We start from the raw sequence: 18,917 nt of genomic DNA on the forward strand, positions 1-18,917 counted from the left end.
AAGGAACGGACGCTTCCTTTGTACTCACCCTCTCGGGCTTTCCTCCGGGCTTTCGTTCTGCTGTCTTGCGTTTCCGACTCTATCAGACTCTTTCGTGTCCGACTTCCTCGGTGCTTTCCAGGTCTCCGCTTTCGCGCTTTCCTTTCCGGCGATTCCGACTCTATCAGCGATTCTCCGTCTCCCTGACCATTCGCCGTTTGCCGAAAAAGGCACACGGGAACGCAAGGAAGAGATCAAGATTGCACTGAAGAGGAGGAGTCCCGTCCATCGGACGTTCGTGAAAAGTTCACACGGAGCGTCCCGGCGGGAGAACCGACAGTACAGGGCCCGTGGTGGCCAAGCAAATCGGTTCAGGCGTATGGTCTAGTCCACCGGTCTAGTCCACTAGTCTCCAGGCCCAAGGACCAGTCCGGATCGGGACCAACATCGGGCGAATCCGAACATCCTCTGACATATCCTTCTGAAGAGTACGCCGTTCGCAACAGGTAGTGACGGCGACACGAAGAAGCCCCACCCCTGGGAGGCCCCCATGACCAACGTGACGTCCCCTCTTGCCGGGCGCGCCATCGGACTCGCGGCAGTGCCGGATCCGGTGTTCTCCGGCGCCATGGTGGGACCGGGCACCGCCATCGATCCCGTGCGTGAGCCCTCGGAGGCGGTGTCCCCCGTCGATGGTGTGGTCGTCTCCCTGCACCCGCACGCGTACGTGGTCGTGGACGGCGATGGTCACGGCGTACTGACGCACCTCGGGATCGATACCGTTCAGCTCAATGGCGAGGGCTTCGAGCTCCTCGTGAACAAGGGCGACACCGTCACCCGTGGTCAGGCCGTCATCCGTTGGAACCCGCTGGCCGTCGAGCAGGCCGGCAAGTCTCCGATCTGTCCGATCGTGGCGCTGGAGGCCTCCGTCGAGTCCCTCGCCGGCGTGGTCGAGGACGGGGAGCTCAAGGCCGGAGACGCGCTCTTCAGCTGGAAGTGACCTGTCCGCCCGCACGGGCGGGTCGGACATCCACCGCGGCGGCTCGGCCCGCCGCTCAATCGGAGACGGGTGAAATGGAGACAACGCTGCGAGGCGTCGGCGTGAGCCACGGTGTGGCGATCGGCGAGGTACGGCACATGGGTACGGCGGTCCTGGAACCGCCGGCCCGGCAGATCACGGCGGATGAGGCGGAGCGTGAACAGGGGCGCGCCCGCAAGGCAGTGAGTGCCGTGGCGGCCGACCTTATCGCGCGTGGCCAGCTGGCCGGTGGCGAGGCCCAGCACGTGCTCGAGGCCCAGGCGATGATCGCCGAGGACCCCGAGCTGATGGCGGACGTCGACCGGCGGATCGCCGTCGGCAGCACCGCCGAGCGCGGTGTGTACGACGCGTTCGCCGCCTACCGCGACCTGCTCGCGGGGGCCGGCGAGTACATGGCCGGCCGAGTGGCCGACCTGGACGACGTGCGCAACCGCATCGTGGCGCGCCTGCTCGGCGTGCCGATGCCGGGTGTGCCGGACAGCGACGAGCCGTACGTGCTCATCGCACGGGACCTCGCCCCCGCGGACACGGCTCTGCTCGACCCGGCGCTGGTACTCGGCTTCGTGACCGAGGAGGGCGGGCCGACCAGCCACAGCGCCATCCTCGCCCGGGCACTGGGCGTGCCGGCGATCGTGGCTCTGCCCGGTGCCGGTGAGATCGCCGAGGGCACGGTCATCGCGGTGGACGGCAGCACCGGAGATCTGTTCGTCGAACCGAGTGAAGAGAAGCGCGCCGAGTTGGAGTCCGCCGCGGCCGAACGGAAGGCGGCCCTGGCCGCGTCGTCCGGTCCGGGTGCGACCTCCGACGGGCACAAGGTGCCGCTGCTGGCGAATGTCGGCGGTCCGGCGGACGTGCCGGCGGCCGTGGAGGCCGGGGCCGAGGGCGTGGGCCTGTTCCGCACCGAGTTCCTCTTCCTGGACGACAGCAAGAAGGCGCCGTCCGAGGAGAAGCAGGTCGAGTCCTACCGGAAGGTGCTCGAAGCCTTCCCCGAGGGGCGTGTCGTCGTGCGCGTGCTGGACGCGGGCGCCGACAAGCCGCTGGACTTCCTGACCCCGGGGGACGAGCCGAACCCGGCGCTGGGCGTGCGTGGTCTGCGCTCGCTCCTCGACCACCCGGACGTGCTGCGCACGCAGCTCACCGCGCTGGCCAAGGCCGCCGAGGGTCTGCCCGTCTACCTCGAGGTCATGGCCCCGATGGTGGCCGACCGCACCGACGCGAAGGCTTTCGCGGACGCCTGTCGTGAGGCCGGTCTGAAGGCCAAGTTCGGCGCGATGGTGGAGATCCCCTCCGCCGCACTGCGGGCGCGCTCGATCCTGCAGGAGGTCGAGTTCCTCTCGCTGGGCACGAACGACCTCGCGCAGTACGCCTTCGCCGCCGACCGCCAGGTGGGTGCGGTGTCGCGGCTGCAGGACCCGTGGCAGCCGGCGCTGCTCGACCTGATCGCGATGTCGGCCGAGGCGGCCAAGGCCGAGGGCAAGAGCTGCGGTGTCTGCGGCGAGGCCGCTTCGGACCCGCTGCTGGCCTGTGTGCTGACCGGTCTGGGTGTCACCTCTCTTTCGATGGGTGCCGCTTCGATTCCGTACGTGCGGGCGACCCTCGCCAAGTACACGCTCGCCCAGTGCGAGCGTGCGGCGGCCGCGGCGCGTGCGGCGGACACCGCCGAGGAGGCCCGTGTGGCCGCGCAGGCGGTGCTCTCCGGCGAGTAGGCCGTCGGGGTGAGTGGGCAGTAGGGAGTCGAGGGGCCTTCGCCGGTGGTGAGGGCCCCTCGGCGTTTTCCGTTCCCGTGGGCGCTAGTGGTGGAGGCCCGGGGCGTCCGCCTCGAAGCCCGGGCAGTACTCGACGCCCGATTCGGGTGCGACGGGTTCACCGGTGTCGGCGTCGGTGCAGTAGGCGTTGAAGACGGCCGCGGCCGAGAGGGCGACGAGGCGGCCGCGGTCCAGCCGCCAGCCGTGGACCCGGTCCCGGTGTCCCTCGGCGGAGCTGCGCAGGACCAGTCCCCCGGGGCCGCCGAGCGCGAGGCCGGCCGCCAGGACCGTCACGAAGTCGAGGCCTTCGCGGCCCTCGATGTGCGGTGTGGATCCCGGGTCGTCGGCGGATCGGGCGTGGAGCACGGCGACGAGTTGTTCCGCCTCGGTCGGGACGCTGCAGACGAAGTGGTGACTGCCGGGCCCGGCGCCGGCCACGAGGCGTTTGACCGTGTCCGTCGCGCGGTCGAAGGAGGCGCGGCCGATGTCCTCGCCGCAGTCCGCGCAGGCGCCGACTTCGGCGAGGAGCGTGGTGGCGTACTCCCAGGTGGCCTGCCGGACGGCTTCGTCGACGAGGAGCGGGACGAGTTCGTCGATGGGCTGCCCGGTGTAGGGCAGTCCGCTGCCGTGGCCGGCGAGTTCCGCGGTGAAGCGGGTGCGCGTCTCGGCCGTGTCCGGGTCGAGGCCGTTGTCCTCGCAGTAGTCGGCGTACTCCTCGGGGTCGAAGAGGGCCACGGTGGTGTGGATGCCCTGCGCCGCGAGGGAGCGGAGCAGGGTCTCGACGTGGCGTAGGTAGTCCGCGTAGTCGTCGCGGTGGTCGAAGGTGAAGCTGCGGTAGCCGCTCATGGCCGCGAAGTCCCCGGAGTCGGCCAGGAGGCCGACGGTGCTGGGGGCTTCGCGGCGCAGTGCGCGGCGGCGGTGGGTGTCGTTCTTGCGTGGCATGGCCGGCTCCCCTGAGTGGTGCGATCGCTTGCTCACTCAGAGTAATCACGGCCACTGACAGTGGCCGTGATCTTGGCTCCGGGCTCAGCCTCCGGTGCGGGTGCGGGCCAGCTCCTCGTAGAAGTGGAGGAGGTCGAGGTTGTCGACGGATCCCGGGTTGACCGCCTTCGCCAGGGGCGTGCCCTGGAGCAGCCGCTTGACGGGGACCTCGATGCGCTTGCCGGTGAGGGTGTGCGGGATGCCCGGGACCTCGATGATCTCGTCGGGGACGTGGCGCGGGGAGAGCTCCTCGCGGATGGTCTGCTTGATCCGGGCGCGGAGGTCGTCGTCGAGGGCGGCGCCGGGGGCGAGGTGGACGAAGAGCGGCATCCAGTAGCCGCCGTTCGGCTCCTCCAGGCCGATGACCAGGGACTCCTTGATCTCGGGGAGGCGTTCGACGGCCTCGTAGATGTCGGCGGAGCCCATCCGGACGCCCTGCCGGTTGAGGGTGGAGTCGGAACGGCCGTGGATGATCACGGAGCCGTGGTCGGTGAGGGTGATCCAGTCCCCGTGCCGCCAGGCGCCCGGGAACATCTCGAAGTAGCTGTCGCGGTAGCGGCTGCCGTCGGGGTCGTTCCAGAACCGGATCGGCATGGACGGCATGGGGTTGGTGACGATGAGCTCGCCGACCTCGCCGAGGAGGGGCTTGCCGGACGGGTCCCAGGCCTGGAGGTCCGTGCCGAGGCAGGCCGCCTGGAGCTCCCCGATGTGGACGGGGAGGGTGGGGACGGCTCCGGCGAAGCAGCTGCAGACGTCGGTGCCGCCGCTGACGGAGGCGATCCACAGGTCCTCGGTCACCTCGTCGTGGAGCCAGCGGAAGCCGTCGGGCGGGAGCGGGGAGCCGGTGGTGGCCACGCACTTGACGGCGGAGAGGTCGAAGTCCCGGCCCGGGTGGACCTCGGCCTTGCGGCAGGCCATCACGTAGGCGGCGGAGGTGCCGTACAGGGTGGCCCCGGTGCGCTCCGCGATCCGCCACTGGGCGGCGGTGTCGGGGTAGCCCGGGCTGCCGTCGTACAGGACGACCGTCGTACCGGTGAGCAGGCCGGAGACGAGGAAGTTCCACATCATCCAGCCGGTCGAGGTGTACCAGAAGAACCGGTCCTCGGGGCCGAGGTCGCAGTGCAGGCCGAGCTGCTTGAGGTGTTCGAGGAGGATCCCGCCCTGGGACTGGACGATCGCCTTGGGGAGACCGGTCGTGCCGGAGGAGTACAGGACCCAGAGCGGGTGGTCGAACGGGACCGCTTCGAAGACGGGCTCGGTGTCGGCGGAGGTCAGGTCCGACCAGGTGAGGGCGCCCTCGGGGGCCGGGGTGCCGAGCAGCGGGATGTGGACGACGGCGCGCAGGGAGGGCAGGTCCGCGCGGAGCTCGGCGACGGTCTCGGTGCGGTCGTGCTGCTTGCCGCCGTAGCGGTAGCCGTCGACGGTGAACAGGACGACGGGCTCGACCTGCTGGAAGCGGTCGAGGACGCTGCGGGCGCCGAAGTCGGGGGCGCAGGAGGTCCAGACCCCGCCGACGGCGGCGGTCGCGAGCAGGGCCACGGTCGCTTCGGGGATGTTGGGCAGGTAGCCGCTGACCCGGTCGCCGGGGCGGACGCCGAGGGCGCGCAGTTCGGCGGCGAGGGAGCCGACCTGGCGGCGGAGCTCGGCCCAGGTGACGGGGACGGGCTCGTGGGTCTCGTCGACGTACAGCAGCGCGGCGTCCTCGGCGCGGGCCGGGTCCTCGCCTGCGCGCAGGGCGTGCTCGGCGTAGTTGAGGGTGGCGCCGGTGAACCAGCGGGCGCCGGGCATGGAGCGGTCGGCGAGCACGGATTCGTACGGGGTGGTGAAGCGGACGTCGAACCACTCGGCGACGGCCTGCCAGAAGGTGTCGAGTTCGTCGACGGACCAGCTGTGCAGGGCCGGGTAGCCGCCGTCGGCGGGGGCTCCGTGGCGCTCGGCGGCCCAGGCCTGGAAGGCGGTGATCCGGGCCGCGGCGATCCGGTCGGGGCCCGGGGCCCAGAGGGGTTCCGGCTGCGTGGCTGAAGTCATGGGTCGGCTCCCGGTCAAGTCTGCGGCTCGCGCGTGGTGTGCGTTGCGTACGGTGCCTGCGCGCGGGGGTGGGTGCGCGTCGGCCCACAGGGACGATGCCACGTGATCGAGATCCGCACCAGGGCTGTCAACTGCGGCGCGGCCCTCCCCGCCGGGTGAACGGCAGTTGAACGCAGCCCCCTGGGCGGGGGGCCGGTGGCAGGGTGATCGGCATGAACGGTCGTGATCTGGTGCGTGCGGTGCAGGACATCGGTTCGGAGCGCGGGAGGCGCGCCTGGCTCGCGGCCTGGCGGCGCCGGCGGGCGGACGCGGTGGGCCTGCCGCCCCGGGGCGCGGAGCGGGCTCGGGTACCCGGGTCGCTGTCGGATACGGAGCCGCTCCCGGGCGGGGGCGTGCTGCGGTTCGCGCGCTCGGAGCTGGTGGTACGCGTCATGGTGGGCGGGACGGTGTTCTGGAGCTGGGACGGTGCCGGGCCGACGCCGTCGTACGCGGTGGTCGGCAGCGGGCCGGAGCCCGATCCGAGGGCGGTGCTGGAGCCGGACACCGGGGGCGGCTGGCGGGTGGTGTCGGAGCGGGTGACGGTGGCCGTGTCCCGGCACGGGGCGATAGAGGTGCGCACTCCGGGCGGGACGGTGCTTCGCCGGGAGTCGCCGCCCCGGTGGTGGGAGCCGGTGGACCCCCGGATGGGCGGGGCCAGGTGGGTGCAGCGCAGCGAGGTGCCGGCGGACGCGCGGTTCTTCGGACTGGGCGGGCGGGCGACGGGGCCGCGGCTGCGCGACGGGACGTACCGGCTGTGGAACACGGATCCGAAGGGCGGCTTCGGTCCGGGGGTGGATCCCCTGTACCTGACGATGCCGGTGCAGATGGTGGTCGCGGACGCGGGCACGCACCTGGTGTTCCACGACAACTCATGGGACGGGCGGGTGCTGCTGCGCGAGGGCGAGGAGGGTGCGGGGTCGGGGGTGGACCGTCCCGGGTCGAGCGAGCTGCGCATGGAGGGCGGGCCGCTCAGGTGCTGGGTGCTGGTGGGGCCGCCGGCGCGGGTGGCGCAGGGCTGGTCGGGGCTGACGGGTTCCGCGGCGGTGCCGCCGGAGTGGGCGCTGGGGTACCAGCACGCGCGGTGGGGGTTCGGGAGCACGGCGGAGGTGCGGCGGGTGGTGTCCGGGTACGCGTCGCGCGGGCTGCCGCTGTCGGCGGTGCACCTGGACATCGACCACTACGACGGGCACCGGGTGTTCACGGTGGACGAGGAGCGGTTCCCGGACCTGCCCGGGCTCGCCCAGGAGCTGCGGGATCAGGGGGTGCGGCTCGTGTCGATCGTGGATCCGGCGGTGAAGGCGGGCGATCCGGTGCACGCCTCCGGGCTGTCGGTGGGGGCCGGGGGCGCGTTCGTACGGGACGCGCGGGGTCAGGAGGTGCGGGGTGAGGTGTGGCCGGGTGAGTGCGCGTACCCGGACTTCACGGATCCGGCGGTGCGGGAGTGGTGGGGCGGGATGTACGCGGAGAGGCTCGCGCGAGGTTTCTCCGGGTTCTGGCACGACATGAACGAGCCGGTGTCCTTCGCACCGTTCGGGGACACCACGCTGCCGAGGTCGGCGCGGCACGCGATGGACGGTGCGGGCGGCGACCACCGGGAGGGGCACAACGTGTACGCCCTCGCGATGGCGCGGGCGGGCTGGGAGGGGTTGCTGCGGCTGCGGCCGGCCGAGCGGCCGTTCCTGTTCTCCCGGTCGGGGTGGGCGGGGATGCAGCGGTACGGGGGCACGTGGTCCGGTGACGTGGAGAGCAGCTGGGACGGGCTGCGGGCGTCGCTGGCGCTGGTGTTGGGGCTGGGGTTGTGCGGGGTGCCGTACTCGGGGCCGGACGTCGGCGGTTTCGGGGGCTCGCCGTCGCCCGAGTTGTACGTGCGGTGGCTGCAACTGGGCGCGTACCTACCGCTGTTCCGGACCCATTCGGCGATCTGGGCGGGGCGGCGCGAGCCGTGGGAGTTCGGGGCGGAGGTGGAGGAGCACGCGCGGGCGCTGCTGGCGGAACGGGACCGGCTGCGGCCGTACTTCGTGACGCTGGCGCACCTGGCGCGGCGGACGGGGGCTCCGTACGTGCGGCCGCTGTGGTGGGGGAATCCGGAGGACCGGCGGCTGCGGAACTGCGAGGACGCGTTCCTGTTGGGCGACGCGCTGCTGGTGGCGCCGGTGCTGGAGTGCGGGGCGGACCGTCGGGCGGTGCGGTTGCCGCGGGGGCGCTGGTACGACACGGCGACGGGGGCGGCGCACGAGGGTCCGGGCCAGGTGCTGCTGGACGCCCCGCGGGGGCGGATCCCGGTGCTGGCGCGGGCTGGGGCGGTGGTTCCGGTACGGGGTGCGGGCGGTGGCGTCGAGCTGGAGGTGTGGGCTCCGGCGCGGGGGCGTACGGGTGGCGGGGTGGTGATCCGCGATCCGGGGCCGGGGTTCGAGCCGGGGGAGGTCGAGCGGTACACCGTCCGGTGGGTCGGCGACGCGGTGGTGGTGGAGGACGAGACGGGGGCGGCCGTGCCGGGGGTGGTGGTGCGGGGGCTCTGAGTCGGGGGCCGAGGCCGGGGGCGGCGCGGGCGGGTGCGGACGAGCGGGGCCGGCGCGGGGCGGGTGCGGACGAGCGGGGCCGGCGCGGGGCGGGGCCGGCGCGGGGCTGGACTTGTGCGCTGGGCCCGCGGGGCCCGCGGCCGGCCAGCGCAGGGGCTGGACGGGTCGGTGCGGACCGGGCCTGGGCTGGTGGGGGCAGGACGCGCCGGGGCCGGGCAGGGCGCGGCCCGGTGGGGCCGGGCCAGGGCCAGGGCCGGGGCCGGGCCAGGGCCAGGGCCGGGGCCGGGGCCGGGGAGGGCCGGGGCCGGGGCCGGGGCCGGGGAGGGCCGGGGCAGGGCAGGACGCGGCGGGGCCGAGCACGACCGGCCGGTACGCGGCAGGGCGCAGCCCGGTAGGGCCGGTACGCGGCGAGGCCGGACACGAAACGGCCTGCACACGGCAGCAAGCAGCCCGGCGGGGCCAAGGCCAGAGCCGGGCCCGAGGCCGGGCAGGACCAGGGCCGGGGAGGACCAGGGCCGGGCAGGACTAGGGCCGGGCAGGACTAGGGCTAGGACAGAGCCGGGGCAGGACGCGGCTGGTACGCGGCAGGGCGCAGCCCGATAAAGCCGGCCAGGGCCTGGGCAGGCCAGGGCCGGTACGTGGCAGGACGCGGCAGGGCGCGGCCCGGTGGGGCCGGGCCAGGGCCGGGCCGGTACGCGGCAGGACGCGGCACCCGCCGGGCAGGACGCGGCAGGGCGCGGCCCAGTGGGGGCGGGGTGGGGCCGGGCCGGTACGTGGCAGGACGCGGCACCCGCCGGGCAGGACGCGGCAGGGCGCGGCCCAGTGGGGGCGGGGTGGGGCCGGGGCTGGGGCTTGGCGGGGGCCGTTCGTGTCTCGGACGACGGGTGGGTCGGGCTCTCGCTATACGCTCAGGTGATGATCATTCCTCTGCCTCCCGGCGAGTTCCGTGCCTATCTGTTCGACTGCGACGGCACCATCGCCGACTCCATGCCGTTGCACTACCGCGCGTGGGAGCAGGCCCTCGGCGAGTGGAACTGCTCGTTCCCCGAGGACCTCTTCTACGCATGGGGAGGCCGACCGGTGGCGGACATCATCGCCTCGCTCAACGAGAGCCAGGGGCTGGCCATGCCGGTCGAAGCGGTCGCCCGGCGCAGGGAGTCGCTCTACCAGGAGCTCCTCCCCCGGCTCACGGCCGTTCCGGGGGTCGTGCCGCACATCGAGGACGCCCACCGGCGCATACCGACGGCCGTCGTTTCCGGCAGCACCCGCGATTCCGTCACCGCGTCACTGACGGTCCTCGGCCTCCTCGACAGGTTCGACGTGCTCGTCTGCGCCGGCGAGTACGAGAAGGCGAAGCCCGACCCCGAGGGGTTCCTGCGGGCCGCCGAACTCCTCGGTGTCCCGGCGGAGGAATGCCTCGTCTTCGAGGACACCGACCTCGGGATCCGGGCGGCCACCGCGGCCGGCATGGCCTCCGTGCGGGTCCCGCAGCCCGGCCGGGGGTGAGCGGCGCGCCGGCTCAGGCGTACCGGCCCTCGAACCAGGACGCCACCGCCCGGGTGTGGAGGGGGAAGGCCAGTTGCGCCGGGGCGCGCAGGACGTGCCAGCCCGTGGTCTCGTCCGTCGGCTTCGAGTCGGGGAGGACGGCGGTCGGGCGGGGCGGGAGGAGGCCGAAGAGCAGCAGGTGGCCCGCCGGCGAGCTCATGGCGTCGGCCAGGGCGACCTCGGCGGCGGGGACCGTGATGCCGGTCTCCTCGCGGAGTTCGCGGACGACCCCCTCGCGCCAGTCCTCGTCGAAGTCGATGAAGCCGCCGGGGAGGGCGATGCCGCCGAGGGCCGGTTCGATGGTGCGGGTGATGACCACCAGGCCGGTGCCGTCCGCGTCCTCGACGGGGAGCAGGGCGATGGCCACCGGGAGCGGGTTGCGGTAGGCGACGGCCCCGCAGGCGTCGCATGTACGGGGCCACGTACGGGTGGAGTACGTCGCTCCGCAGGTGGAGCAGTGCGAGTCCCTCAGCTGTGCCGACATGCGGCGATGGTATGCCAAGGGGCATGCGGATGACGGCTGTTGCGGGTGTGCTGGCGGTGCTGGCGGGTGGGCCCTCCGGGGCCGCGCCTCCCGGGTTCGTGGCGTTGCGCGAGGTGGATCCGACCGTACGCCAGGACATGCGGTACGCGGGGGCGCACAATTTCACCGGCGCGGTGGTGGACGGGTACGAGGAGCCGGTCTGCCTGCTGGCCCGGCCCGCCGCCGAGGCCTTGCGGCGGGCGCAGCGCGGACTGCTGCGGCGGGGGTACTCGCTGCGGGTGTACGACTGCTACCGGCCCCAGCGGGCGGTGGACCGGTTCGTGCGGTGGGCGCGGGAGGCGGACGGGCCCGGCGACCGGGAGCGGAAGGCGGAGTTCTATCCGCGGGTGGGGCGTGAGCGGCTGATTCCCGAGGGGTACATCGCCGAGAAGTCCGGGCACAGCCGCGGGAGTACGGTCGACGTGACCTTGCAGGGGCTCGCCTCGGGGCGGGAGCTGGACATGGGCACCGCCTTCGACTTCTTCGATCCGCTGTCGCACACGGACGCCCCGGGGGTCACGGAGGCAGCCCGCGCGAACCGGCGGCTGCTGGAGCGGGTGCTGGCGGATGAGGGGTTCGTGAACCTCCCTGAGGAGTGGTGGCACTTCACGTACCGGCCCGAGGCCTACCCGGACGCGCATTTCGACTTCCCCGTCGCTGTCGTCTCGGTCCGGCCGTGAGTACCGTGCCCGCATGACCTTCAGCTCGTACGAGGAATTCTGGCCGTACTACGTGGCCATGCACTCCCGCTCCGCAACCCGCTGGGTCCACCTCACCGGCACGCTCACCGGGCTGGCCCTGACCGCGTACGGGGTGGCGCGCGGGCGCGGGCGGTACCTGGCCGCGCTGCCGCTCCTGGGGTACGGGACGGCCTGGCCCGCGCACTTCCTGATCGAGAAGAACAACCCGGCCACCTTCGGACACCCCTTGTGGTCGTTGCGCGGGGACGCGCAGATGATCCGGATGATGCTGGCGGGGCGGGACGCGGAGCTGGGCGAGATCGCGCGGAAGTGGCTCGCCCAGAACCGGTGACCGGGTGGCCCCGCCGTGACAGACTCCTGACGATGCGTCAGTTCTTCTGCATGGGAGGGGTCTTGGCACGCACACGCACACCCGTTGTGACCGGGTGGTTCACCGAGGACGCAGCGGGCGGCCGCTTCCGGCTGCTCGGCACCCGCTGCTCGGCCTGCACGGCGGTGTTCTTCCCGCGCGAGGACGCGTACTGCCGCAATCCCCGCTGCCCGGGCGGCGGGGAGCTCGCCGAGGTGCCGCTGTCCGCCCGCGGCAGGGTCTGGTCCTACACGGACGGGCGGTACCGGCCGCCCGCGCCGTACGTGTCCGATCCGGACGCGCCCTGGGAGCCGTACACGCTCGTGGCCGTGGAGCTGGAGGCCGAGGGGATGGTCGTGCTGGGACAGGCCGCGCCGGGGGTCGGTGTCGCCGACCTGGCGGTCGGGATGGAGGTCGAGGTGGTGGGCGGCGTGCTGAACGAGGACGCCGCCACCGACACCACGTGGACCACCTGGCGCTTCAAGCCGGTGGGAGGGGCCGCATGAGCGTCGCCGATGTGGCCGTCCTCGGGGCTGGGATGCACCCCTGGGGCAAGTGGGGCCGGAGTTTCGTCGAGTACGGGCGGGCCGCCGCGCGGGCCGCGCTGGACGACGCCGGGCTGGACTGGGCCGACGTGGAGTCGATCGTCGGCGCGGACACCGTGCGGTCCGGCTATCCGGGCTACGTGGCCGGAGCGACCTTCGCCCGGGCGCTGGGCTGGCAGGGCGCGCGCGTGACCAGCGTGTACGCGGCCTGCGCGTCCGGGGCGCAGGCGATCGGGGCGGCCCGGTCGCAGATCCTGGCCGGGCTGGCCGACGTGGTCCTCGTGGTGGGCGCGGACGCGGCGCCCAAGGGGTTCTTCGCGCCGGCCGGGGGCGACCGGCCGGACGATCCGGACTGGCTGCGCTTCCGGGTGCTCGGCGCCACGAACCCGGCGTACTTCGCGCTGTACGCGCGCCGCCGGATGGCCGTGTACGGGGACACCGCGGAGGACTTCGCGCAGGTCAAGGTGAAGAACGCGGCGGCCGGGGTGCTCAACCCGAACGCCCGCTACCGGCGGGCCGTCACCGCGGAGGAGGTCGCGGCCTCGGCGATCGTCGCCGATCCGCTGCGGCTGCTGGACATCTGCGCCACCTCGGACGGCGGCGCGGCGCTGGTGCTGAGCAGCATGGAGTTCGCCCGCGCGCGGGGCGTGGTCGATCCGGTGCGGATCCGGGCCGTGTCGACGGTGACGCCGACGTATCCGCGGACGGTGCTGGACCTGCCGGACATCGCCACCGACTCGGTGGTGGCGGTGGAGCCGGCGGCCGGTTCCTTCCGCTCGTCGATCGCGCGGGCCGCGTACGAGGAGGCGGGGCTCGGGCCGGACGACCTCTCGCTGGCGGAGGTGTACGACCTCTCCACCGCCCTCGAACTGGAGTGGTACGAGGACATCGGGCTGTGCGGGGAGGGCGAGGGCGCGAAGCTCGTACGGGAGGGGGCGACCGCGCTGGGCGGGCGGATCCCCGTGAACACGAGCGGCGGGCTGGCCTCCTTCGGCGAGGCGGTGCCGGCGCAGGCCATCGCGCAGGTGTGCGAGCTGACGTGGCAATTGCGCGGCACGGCCGGAGAGCGGCAGGTGCCGGGGGCTCGGGCCGGAATCACGGCGAACCAGGGGCTGTTCGGGCACGGCTCGGCGGTGGTCGCCGTGCGGTGAGGCTGCGGCCGGCTCGGCGGGACGGGCGTCCTGGCCCGTGCGGGCCGTGCTGCCCCTTCTTGCTTGCCCCGTGCCGGGCCGGGCGGGCCATGCCGTGCGGGGCCGGGCCGTGCTGGGCCGGGCCCCGTGCGGGCCGGGCGGGGCGGGCCGTCCTGCCCCGTGCGGGCCGGGTGCCGCGGTCGCGCCGGGGCGTGTGCGGAGCGGCCCGTTGATGCCCCGGCGGGCCGGGCGCCGAGGCGGGAGCGGGTCACTGGGTCGAGGCCACGCGGGGCATGCGCCGAGGGCGGATCGGGGCGGCCGTTGAAGCCCCGGCGGGCCGGGTGTCGGGGGTGGCTCGGATCCGGGTTGCGGCAACGCTTGACGGTGGACCGTGGCGGGTTCACACTCGCTCCACAGTCCCGCGCGGCGACCGGGACCGCGAACCCCCCATGAGAGCTGCGGCCCGTACCCCAGTCGGCGGGGGTACGGGCCGCCTCCACGTCAGGCGCCGGCATCCGCCGTGAGGCTCAGCCGGCGGGCGCGGGCCAGCGCCATCGCGTGCTCCACGACTCCGACCAGTACGTCCTTCACGGACTCGCGGTCACGCGCGTCGCACAGCAGCACCGGCACCTCGGCGTCGAGGTCGAGTGCCTGCCGCACGGTCACCACGGGGTGCCGGTCGGCGCCGTCGAAGCAGTTGACCGCCACGACGAACGGGATCTCGCGCCGTTCGAAGTAGTCGACCGCGGCGAAGCAGTCGGCGAGCCGGCGGGTGTCCGCGAGGACGATCGCGCCGAGCGAGCCCTGGGCGAGCTCGTCCCACAGGAACCAGAAACGGTCCTGGCCGGGAGTGCCGAACAGGTACAGGACGAGGTCCTCGCGGAGCGTGATGCGCCCGAAGTCCATCGCCACGGTCGTGGTCTTCTTGCCCTCCACTCCCCCGGTGTCGTCGACACCGATGCCCGGCTCGGAGAGCAGTTCCTCGGTCCGCAGGGGTCTGATCTCGCTTACCGCACTGACCAGGGTGGTCTTGCCCACCCCGAAGCCGCCCGCGACCAGGATCTTCAGGGTCAGCGGCTCGACCGGTGACACTGCATGCATGGCACCGGTGCGGCTAGAGCGCCCGAAGGCCATCGATCACCTCACGCAAAATGGATTCGTCGGGCAGTTCGGCCGGGGGTACCGGCCTGGTCACGTGGACCAGTTCGTCGGCGACCAGGTCGCCGATGAGGACGCGTACGACCCCGACCGCGAGGTCGACGTCGGCCGCGAGTTCGGCGACCGACTGGGGCCGGTCACGGCACATTCCGAGGATGTGCGCGTGTTCCGGCGACAGGGTCAGGTCCCAGACCGGATCGTCGGCCGCCGGTTCGGCGACGACGAGTGCGATCAGGTCCAGCCGGTGCTGGCCGGCGTGGCTGGTCCGACCGCGGGTCATCGCGTACGGGCGTACGACCGGACCGGCGTCGTCGTCGAACCAGTGGTCGTGCTCGGGGTCGAGGGCATCGGTCCGGTCGACCTCGGGGTCGGCGTTGCCGCTGTCGACCGTTCTGTCGCCGGGATGGTGCCGGCGGTCGTGGCCTGGTTCGCTCATGCGGTCCGACTCACCCTCCGGCGGGCAGCCCGGTGCGCGGGGCGGTCGCCAGGTGGTCGCCGACCCGCTTGACCATGAGCGTCATCTCGTAGGCGACCTGGCCGACGTCGGAGTCGGCGTCCGCGAGGACCGCCAGACAGCTGCCGTCGCCGGCGGCCATCACGAAGAGGAAGGCCTCGTCGAGCTCGACCACGGTCTGGCGGACCTTGCCCGAGTCGAAGTGACGGCCGACGCCCTTGGCGAGGCTGTGGAAACCGGAGGCCACGGCCGCCAGGTGCTCGCTGTCCTCGCGGGTCAGGTCGTTGGAGCTGCCGGTGGGCAGGCCGTCGCCGGAGAGGACGACCGCCTTGCGGATGGAGCCGACTCGGTCGACGAGCTCGTCGAGAAGCCAGTTGAGCGGGCCGGGGCCGCGGCCCCGGGTGTCGTTGCCGGTCTGCGGTGCGGTCATCGACCGTCCCCTTCGTTCTCGTTCGCGGGACCGGTGGCGGCGGAGGTGCCGGCGTCGGTCTCGGACTGCTGCTGTGCGTGGTGGTTGCGCCCCGCCGTCCAGCCGCGCTGGAGTGCGGACATGCGCGTACGCACGTCGTCCGCGTCCCGGTGGTCAACCGGTTCGGCGGGGCTGTCGGCGGCCTTCCGTGCCGAGGCGTTCTTGAGCTGTGGTGCCAGGCTGGCCTGGCGGACGCGGCGGGGCAGCCCACCCCCGGCGACGGCGTCGTCGGTGGCGGTGGCGGGTGCGGCGCCCTGTGCGGGCTTGACGGTGCCGGTCCCGGTCCCGGACACGGCGCGGGGTTCCACCCGGCGGCCGTGCTCGGCGACCAGGGTCGGGGCGGGGCGGCGGCGCGGCAACGGCACGGCTCCCGGGGCGCGGCGGCCGTCGGTGCGCGGGGCGGCGTCGGCGCGCTGGGCCTCCAGCCGGACCGGGCCGGTGGGGGCGAGCGGCTCGCGGCCGGCGCCCTGGCGGGTTCCGTTGCGCTCGGCGTGCGGCCGGTCGGCCGGGCGCAGGCCCAGGAGGGCGCTGCGCGGGGTGCCGCCCGGCGGGGTCTCGTCGTCGAGGGTGGCCATCGCGGGGCGGCCGCCGACTCCGGTGAGGCCGGCTATCCCGGTGACGATGGTGTCGTCGAGGGTGCCGTCGAGGGCATCGGCCCCGTTGAGGTCGAGGGGGGCCTCCAGTTCGACCGGTCCGCGCAGTTCGGCGGTGGCCAGTTGGCGGCCGCCGGTCTTCCCGCGGTCGACCGCGGCGGGACCGCGTCGCTCGGAGGCGGCCTTGCCCGAGCCGTCCAGGCGGGCGCCGGCGCCGTTGGTCTCGGGGGCCTCGGTCAGCAGGGACGACGGGAGGAAGACCACCGCGGTGGTGCCTCCGTACGGGCTGGTCTGGAGGACGACCTTGACGCTGTGGCGCTGCGCGAGGCGGCTGACAACGAAGAGGCCGAGCCGGTCGGTGTCGGAGAGCTCGAACTCGGGGGTCTCGGCGAGCCGGAGGTTGGCGTCGAGCAGGGCCTCCGGGGTCATGCCGAGGCCGCGGTCGTGGATCTCCAGGGTGAAGCCGTTGGCCACGCGTTCGCCGAGCACCTGTACCGCGGTGTGCGGCGGCGAGAACACGGTGGCGTTCTCCAGGAGTTCGGCGATGAGGTGGGTGACGTCGGCGACGGCCGGGCCGACGATGCCCAGGCGGCTGAGGCGGCGGACCTCGATGCGCTCGTAGTCCTCCACCTCGGCTACGGCGGCCCGTACGACGTCCATCAGCTGGACGGGCTTGCGCCACTGACGGGAGGGCGCGGCGCCGGAGAGGATCACCAGGCCCTCGGCGTGGCGGCGCATGCGGGTGGTCATGTGGTCGAGGCGGAAGAGGTCGGCGAGCTCTTCGGAGTCCTCGGTGCGGCGCTCCATGGTGTCGAGGAGCGTCAGCTGACGGTGCAGCAGCACCTGGTTGCGGCGGGCCAGGTTGACGAATACCTCGGAAACCCCACGACGGAGCTCCGCCTGCTTGACGGCGGCCTCGACGGCGGCGCGCTGGAGGCTGTTGAGGGCCTGGCCGACCTGGCCGACCTCGTCCTTCTCGTACTCCAGGTGGGGCGACTCGGTCTCCACGTCCACGTGCTCGCCGGCGGCGAGGCGGCGCATGACGCTCGGCAGCCGGACGCCGGAGGCCTCGTGGGCCTCCTTGCGCAGGCGGGAGAGGTCGCGGATGAGTTCGCGGCCGATACGGACGGAGAGGATGAGCGACACGATCAGCGCGATGAAGCCGAGGACACCGGCGATGGCGGCCTGGATCATGACGTCCATGGCGACCGGCTCGATGCGCTGCTGGTAGCGCTCACCGGCCTCGTTGTCCATGGTCGCGAGGTCGCCGAGCGTCTTGCTCGCGAGCTCGTCCCACTGGGCGGGGCTTGCACTGCGCGGGTTCTTGCCGACGCCGGCGGTGATGAAGCGTTCCTCGGCGTCGCGCAGTGCCTTGGTGTCGGTCCCCGTCCAGTACCGCTCGAACCGCTCCCGGTCTTCGGCGGGCAGCGTCACGAGGTTGAACTCGTAGAGCAGTTTGCGGTTCGCGACGAGGTCGGAGACCTGGCGCACGCTCGTGCCCTCGACGTTGCGGGCGATGAGGGCGGAGGCCATGACGGCGTCCTCGCGGGAGAACAGCTCGCGTGCGCGGCTGACGCCGACGAGCGCGCGTCCCTCCTTGTCGACCTCCACGTCGTCGAGGCCGTGGAGGTTCATCAGGTAGTCGTAGCAGGGGTCGATGAGCCGGTTGAAGAGCTCGAGCGCCTGCGTGGGGTCGACCGAATTCTGGTCCACGGAACGGCGTACGGAGCCGATGCCGTGGAAGGCGTCGACGATGTTCTGCAGCTGATGGGTGCTCTGCGGACTCAGCTCGTCCATGACCTTGGGGTCACGGGCGCTGGCGCTGATCCGCTCGACGGCCTCGTCGGTGGCGGCGCGGCTCTTGGTGAGCTCGGCTATCGCCCCGGCCGCCCGGGGATCCCCGAGGAGCACGAGGGACTGTCGGCGTTCCTTCTGGATGACTCGGGCGGTTTCCTCGACGGGTAGGCCGACCTTGTCGATGACGTAGGCCACGTCAAAGAGTTGGACGGCTTCACGGCCGGTGATGACCGTGGCGAAGCCCCAGAGGGCAGTCAGGGAGACGAGCGGTACCAGCAGCAACGCCACGATCTTCCGGCGGATGGATTTCCCGCGAAAGCGCATGGCCTCCCCAGCCTCCCCAGCTCAACCCCGTTGGTCGGGGTCGGTGTTCCGTCATTTAAACGGCGCGAGCCTACTACTGACGATGCGGAGCTTCGAAGGCGTGTCCGGACGTTTTCGGCCGAACGTCCGCACGAAGATCACGAGTTGTCCGATACCTCCGGTCAAGTGCAGCCCGATTTGTGACAGATGACACCTGGTGGGGCCTCGGTGTCCGCGACATGATGGATGGCTGGAATTGTTCGTTCCGCGATCTTCGGGACGGGTGGATACGTCCGGGATTCGGGAATCTCAGGGCCGCGCCGAACGTCTGAACAAGTGGACGATTCGAGTGGCGCGGGTGTCGTGGTCGGCATGGGCGGGGTGTACGAGGTGGACGGGTTGGCGGCGTGGGTAGGCATTGCGGTGGGAACGACGAAGGACGCCGGCCGCCGGGTGGGGAGTGAGCGGACCGTGAACGGATACGAGGACGACGGCCCGGCGGCGGGTGGCGCCGGGGTCGAAGGGGTGCGGCGCGGGCTGTGGGTGGAGGAGCCGGCACGGCGCCGCCGGATGCCGGATCCCGTGCGGGCTTCGGCGGTACGGGCGGTACTGATCGTGGCCGTGACGCTGATCCTGGCCACGACCGCCTTCTACCTCGCGCTGGCCGGTGCCTGGGCGGCCTTCCCGATGGCGATCGGCGCGGTCGCGGGGACGATCGTGGCCACGTGGGGCGTGCTGGACGTGTGGATCACCCGGCAGGCGTGGAACCAGCGCCACGGGGTCCTCTCGGCACCGAGCAGCACGGCCCGGCGCACGTGGCGGGGTGGCGGGGGTGCGGCTGAGCCGGGCGGGGTCCGGGGCCGGATGTCCCGCGAGGACGGGCCGTTGGCGGCGTCGGCTCGGCGGTAGGCGGCCGGGGTGGGGCGGTGGCGTCCGTGGCCCGGTGCGTGCCCGGCCGCTGCGCGGAGCTGCTCCCCTACCCGCCCTTCCCACGTTCCGCGGGGCTCCGCCCCGGACCCC

At 73.0% G+C, this 18,917-nt stretch carries 16 protein-coding genes; 9 read left to right on the plus strand and 7 right to left on the minus strand.

The window, feature by feature from the left end; genetic code table 11:
* Nucleotides 1-529: 529 nt before the first annotated feature.
* A complete protein-coding gene (locus ACFYYJ_RS19580; RefSeq protein ID WP_385129753.1) occupies nt 530-979 on the plus strand; it encodes a PTS glucose transporter subunit IIA in 450 nt (149 codons plus the stop codon).
* Nucleotides 980-1,053: 74 nt separating this feature from the next.
* Nucleotides 1,054-2,724, plus strand: coding sequence for a phosphoenolpyruvate--protein phosphotransferase (gene ptsP, locus ACFYYJ_RS19585; protein WP_385364699.1), 1,671 nt, complete (start codon nt 1,054-1,056; stop codon nt 2,722-2,724).
* Between the two features lie 84 nt (nt 2,725-2,808).
* Here ptsP and ACFYYJ_RS19590 read toward each other — a convergent pair whose 3' ends face one another.
* Together ACFYYJ_RS19590 and ACFYYJ_RS19595 are read right to left on the minus strand one after the other, a co-directional pair.
* Nucleotides 2,809-3,705: a hypothetical protein gene (locus tag ACFYYJ_RS19590; RefSeq protein WP_389134029.1), complete on the minus strand. Its 897-nt coding sequence runs from the start codon at nt 3,703-3,705 to the stop codon at nt 2,809-2,811.
* Nucleotides 3,706-3,789: 84 nt separating this feature from the next.
* Nucleotides 3,790-5,772 (minus strand): acetoacetate--CoA ligase, encoded by a 1,983-nt coding sequence (locus tag ACFYYJ_RS19595; protein ID WP_389134032.1) that lies wholly within the window; start codon nt 5,770-5,772, stop codon nt 3,790-3,792.
* 212 nt (nt 5,773-5,984) lie between these two features.
* Here ACFYYJ_RS19595 and ACFYYJ_RS19600 point away from each other — a divergent pair, with 212 nt between their 5' ends.
* Together ACFYYJ_RS19600 and ACFYYJ_RS19605 are read left to right on the plus strand one after the other, a co-directional pair.
* Nucleotides 5,985-8,330 (plus strand): glycoside hydrolase family 31 protein, encoded by a 2,346-nt coding sequence (locus ACFYYJ_RS19600; RefSeq protein ID WP_389134034.1) that lies wholly within the window; start codon nt 5,985-5,987, stop codon nt 8,328-8,330.
* 915 nt (nt 8,331-9,245) lie between these two features.
* On the plus strand, nt 9,246-9,836 hold the full coding sequence (locus ACFYYJ_RS19605) for an HAD family hydrolase (protein ID WP_385364705.1): 591 nt from the start codon (nt 9,246-9,248) through the stop codon (nt 9,834-9,836).
* A 13-nt stretch (nt 9,837-9,849) separates the two neighbouring features.
* Here the strand turns inward: ACFYYJ_RS19605 and ACFYYJ_RS19610 are convergent, their stop codons facing one another.
* Entirely contained in the window at nt 9,850-10,359 is a 510-nt protein-coding gene (locus ACFYYJ_RS19610) for an NUDIX domain-containing protein (RefSeq protein ID WP_385129762.1), read from the minus strand.
* Nucleotides 10,360-10,388: 29 nt separating this feature from the next.
* Here ACFYYJ_RS19610 and ACFYYJ_RS19615 point away from each other — a divergent pair, with 29 nt between their 5' ends.
* The 4 genes from ACFYYJ_RS19615 (at nt 10,389) to ACFYYJ_RS19630 (ending at nt 13,144) form a co-directional block, all read left to right on the plus strand.
* Nucleotides 10,389-11,078, plus strand: coding sequence for a M15 family metallopeptidase (locus ACFYYJ_RS19615; RefSeq protein ID WP_389134036.1), 690 nt, complete (start codon nt 10,389-10,391; stop codon nt 11,076-11,078).
* A gap of 13 nt (nt 11,079-11,091) precedes the next feature.
* Entirely contained in the window at nt 11,092-11,430 is a 339-nt protein-coding gene (locus ACFYYJ_RS19620; RefSeq protein ID WP_385129766.1) for an Mpo1-like protein, read from the plus strand.
* A gap of 62 nt (nt 11,431-11,492) precedes the next feature.
* Nucleotides 11,493-11,954 carry a Zn-ribbon domain-containing OB-fold protein gene (locus ACFYYJ_RS19625; RefSeq protein ID WP_389134040.1) on the plus strand — a complete coding sequence of 154 codons (462 nt, stop codon included), beginning with the start codon at nt 11,493-11,495 and terminating at the stop codon, nt 11,952-11,954.
* The gene (locus ACFYYJ_RS19630; protein ID WP_385129768.1) at nt 11,951-13,144 is read left to right on the plus strand and encodes a lipid-transfer protein; all 1,194 of its coding nucleotides are present in this window, start codon (nt 11,951-11,953) and stop codon (nt 13,142-13,144) included. Before ACFYYJ_RS19625 ends, ACFYYJ_RS19630 begins: the two co-directional genes overlap by 4 nt.
* Nucleotides 13,145-13,624: 480 nt before the next feature.
* On the opposite strand, the gene ACFYYJ_RS19635 is transcribed toward ACFYYJ_RS19630, so the two are convergent.
* From ACFYYJ_RS19635 to ACFYYJ_RS19650, 4 genes are read right to left on the minus strand one after another with little or no spacing between them, the layout of a single operon-like run.
* Nucleotides 13,625-14,257: an ATP/GTP-binding protein gene (locus ACFYYJ_RS19635; RefSeq protein ID WP_385129770.1), complete on the minus strand. Its 633-nt coding sequence runs from the start codon at nt 14,255-14,257 to the stop codon at nt 13,625-13,627.
* Nucleotides 14,238-14,717, minus strand: a complete 480-nt coding sequence (locus tag ACFYYJ_RS19640; RefSeq protein ID WP_385129772.1) for a DUF742 domain-containing protein — start codon at nt 14,715-14,717, stop codon at nt 14,238-14,240. The genes ACFYYJ_RS19635 and ACFYYJ_RS19640 overlap by 20 nt, the downstream gene beginning before the upstream one ends.
* A 10-nt stretch (nt 14,718-14,727) precedes the next feature.
* Nucleotides 14,728-15,165 carry a roadblock/LC7 domain-containing protein gene (locus ACFYYJ_RS19645; RefSeq protein ID WP_384585812.1) on the minus strand — a complete coding sequence of 146 codons (438 nt, stop codon included), beginning with the start codon at nt 15,163-15,165 and terminating at the stop codon, nt 14,728-14,730.
* Nucleotides 15,162-17,918 carry a nitrate- and nitrite sensing domain-containing protein gene (locus ACFYYJ_RS19650; protein WP_389134045.1) on the minus strand — a complete coding sequence of 919 codons (2,757 nt, stop codon included), beginning with the start codon at nt 17,916-17,918 and terminating at the stop codon, nt 15,162-15,164. The genes ACFYYJ_RS19645 and ACFYYJ_RS19650 overlap by 4 nt, the downstream gene beginning before the upstream one ends.
* 315 nt (nt 17,919-18,233) lie before the next feature.
* On the opposite strand from ACFYYJ_RS19650, the gene ACFYYJ_RS19655 reads away from it, so the two are divergent.
* The gene (locus ACFYYJ_RS19655; RefSeq protein WP_389134048.1) at nt 18,234-18,806 is read left to right on the plus strand and encodes a hypothetical protein; all 573 of its coding nucleotides are present in this window, start codon (nt 18,234-18,236) and stop codon (nt 18,804-18,806) included.
* The last annotated feature ends 111 nt before the right edge of the window (nt 18,807-18,917 follow it).

The organism is Streptomyces sp. NPDC002467 (assembly GCF_042889825.1).
Classification (GTDB): Bacteria; Actinomycetota; Actinomycetes; order Streptomycetales; family Streptomycetaceae; genus Streptomyces.

Bases quoted from the DNA above. Each gene is read 5' to 3' on its own strand.
- ptsP (WP_385364699.1), top strand. From the start codon at position 1,054: ATGGAGACAACGCTGCGAGGCGTCGGCGTGAGCCACGGTGTGGCGATC.
- ACFYYJ_RS19595 (WP_389134032.1), bottom strand. From the start codon at position 5,772: ATGACTTCAGCCACGCAGCCGGAACCCCTCTGGGCCCCGGGCCCCGAC.
- ACFYYJ_RS19650 (WP_389134045.1), bottom strand. From the start codon at position 17,918: ATGCGCTTTCGCGGGAAATCCATCCGCCGGAAGATCGTGGCGTTGCTG.
- ACFYYJ_RS19620 (WP_385129766.1), top strand. From the start codon at position 11,092: ATGACCTTCAGCTCGTACGAGGAATTCTGGCCGTACTACGTGGCCATG.
- ACFYYJ_RS19605 (WP_385364705.1), top strand. From the start codon at position 9,246: ATGATCATTCCTCTGCCTCCCGGCGAGTTCCGTGCCTATCTGTTCGAC.
- ACFYYJ_RS19640 (WP_385129772.1), bottom strand. From the start codon at position 14,717: ATGAGCGAACCAGGCCACGACCGCCGGCACCATCCCGGCGACAGAACG.
- ACFYYJ_RS19635 (WP_385129770.1), bottom strand. From the start codon at position 14,257: ATGGCCTTCGGGCGCTCTAGCCGCACCGGTGCCATGCATGCAGTGTCA.
- ACFYYJ_RS19600 (WP_389134034.1), top strand. From the start codon at position 5,985: ATGAACGGTCGTGATCTGGTGCGTGCGGTGCAGGACATCGGTTCGGAG.
- ACFYYJ_RS19645 (WP_384585812.1), bottom strand. From the start codon at position 15,165: ATGACCGCACCGCAGACCGGCAACGACACCCGGGGCCGCGGCCCCGGC.
- ACFYYJ_RS19610 (WP_385129762.1), bottom strand. From the start codon at position 10,359: ATGTCGGCACAGCTGAGGGACTCGCACTGCTCCACCTGCGGAGCGACG.
- ACFYYJ_RS19590 (WP_389134029.1), bottom strand. From the start codon at position 3,705: ATGCCACGCAAGAACGACACCCACCGCCGCCGCGCACTGCGCCGCGAA.
- ACFYYJ_RS19630 (WP_385129768.1), top strand. From the start codon at position 11,951: ATGAGCGTCGCCGATGTGGCCGTCCTCGGGGCTGGGATGCACCCCTGG.
- ACFYYJ_RS19580 (WP_385129753.1), top strand. From the start codon at position 530: ATGACCAACGTGACGTCCCCTCTTGCCGGGCGCGCCATCGGACTCGCG.
- ACFYYJ_RS19615 (WP_389134036.1), top strand. From the start codon at position 10,389: ATGACGGCTGTTGCGGGTGTGCTGGCGGTGCTGGCGGGTGGGCCCTCC.